This window comes from Campylobacter sp. BCW_6467, assembly GCF_001762855.1.
Lineage (GTDB): Bacteria > Campylobacterota > Campylobacteria > Campylobacterales > Campylobacteraceae > Campylobacter_D > Campylobacter_D jejuni.
In genome coordinates this window covers 1-1,559 of sequence record NZ_MJXP01000010.1, presented here as the reverse complement: position 1 = coordinate 1,559, position 1,559 = coordinate 1, and the positions used below count along the sequence as shown (strand labels likewise).

Sequence of the window (1,559 nt, the reverse complement as noted above, 5' to 3'; positions counted from 1 at the left end):
AAGATATTAATATAAGTTCTGATACTTCTTGTATGCATCCTATATTAGAAGATAATACTTTAGTATGCTTACATGGAGGTAGAGTTAAGTTAAAAGCAAAAAAAGCTAAAAGAATAAAATCAGACAATGTTCCTATTATGCTTAATAATGAAATACAACGAGCTAGTATAAGTGGATGTTTAAATCCACTTATACTAGGAGGACCTTGTACTAAAGTAGCTTTAGTATTTGCTTATACTTATTCAGATCATAAAGTTAATAATAAACATTCTGTATTACAAATGGGTTTGATAGGAATGAGTATAAAAGGTTATCCTATATTTGCTATACCTAAAAAGAATAAGATTAAATTTGCTTTAGCTAAAATACAAGCTAGTCCTCTTGCTAAGATTAAATTTGATAGGATAAGATGGGAAGGGATAGGAGGTAAATTAGGAGCGGCACAAAGAAGGAGAAGAGAAAAAAAGTAAAGAGAAAGCAAAAATGCTTTTATATTTGGAAAATGAAAATAAAAAAGGTAAGATAAGCGATAAAGAAGTTCATCTTTATAAGCATAATGGAATATGGCCTAAAGATACTCCAAAACCTAGAAGTCCTGATTATATTGGTGAAAATGGTAAGATTATTTTAAACATTAAACAAAGAGCCATGGAAATAAAAAATACTTTAAATGGAGGATATAATAGTGTTTCTATAAAGACAAAAGATAAACTTACCAGATATGATTTAGATGGTAAACCACATTATGAGAAGACATCAAAGAAAATAATTGATACGCCTCATAAAATAGAATATACTAAACATATAAATCCTCAAGATCCAACAAAGTATAGAATGTCACAGGGTTTAGTAGAGCCAATATCTCATAAAGATTTAGATATTGTAGAAAATTATTTAAAAAGGCAAAATAATGAAATTTGAGAATTTAAAGCATGGAAGTTTATTTAAAAGAGAATTTTATCTTAAAGATGTAAAAATAGATTTGAAAAATGACTTTTTTGTTTATTCTATCATAACAAATGAAAAAACTTTAGAAATATTTTTTAAATCAGAGAAAAAAGATATACAAGATTTGCAAATTGTTTTTTATGATTATAAGTTACTACACTCAAAATCATATTGTAAAAATTTTAATCAATTAGAAGCTAATTTTATCGATTTAATAAGAAATAATTGGGATGATATAACAGGCTATATTGAAAAAGAAGAAGAGATGTTGATAAGCATATATTTTGATAATGATTTAGAATATATTACTTTAACTTGTAAGTATTTTAATATAGATTTTATGGATTAAATAAAGGATAAAAAATGACAAGAGAACAAGCAGAATTAATTATAGAAGAAGAAAAGTTGATTGATACAGATTGGTATCCTTCTTATAAACATTCAGGAGAATACCATCTTACTATGTGGTTTGATTCTGATAATAATAAATACGAAGCTGTTTATATTGGAGAAAGGGGCAGTGTTGAACTTGAGTATTCTTTTGATAATGAAAAAGAAGCCATTGATAAAATGTTGCAGATGAATTATAAACAAAAATATTTTAGTGTAGA

Annotated in this window: 2 protein-coding genes and 2 pseudogenes; all 4 read left to right on the top strand. The window is 25.9% G+C overall.

Features of this window, described 5'->3' with window-relative positions; all coding sequences use genetic code 11:
* Positions 1-470, top strand: a pseudogene (locus tag AJ888_RS01180) (hypothetical protein); the annotation flags it as partial.
* A 13-nt stretch (positions 471-483) separates the two neighbouring features.
* The gene (locus tag AJ888_RS09120; protein ID WP_180753248.1) at positions 484-921 is read left to right on the top strand and encodes a hypothetical protein; all 438 of its coding nucleotides are present in this window, start codon (positions 484-486) and stop codon (positions 919-921) included.
* Complete coding sequence (locus tag AJ888_RS01170; protein ID WP_002871073.1) at positions 911-1,297, top strand: hypothetical protein; 387 nt, start codon at positions 911-913, stop codon at positions 1,295-1,297. The genes AJ888_RS09120 and AJ888_RS01170 overlap by 11 nt, the downstream gene beginning before the upstream one ends.
* A 14-nt stretch (positions 1,298-1,311) precedes the next feature.
* A pseudogene (locus tag AJ888_RS01165) lies at positions 1,312-1,559 on the top strand (hypothetical protein); the annotation flags it as partial.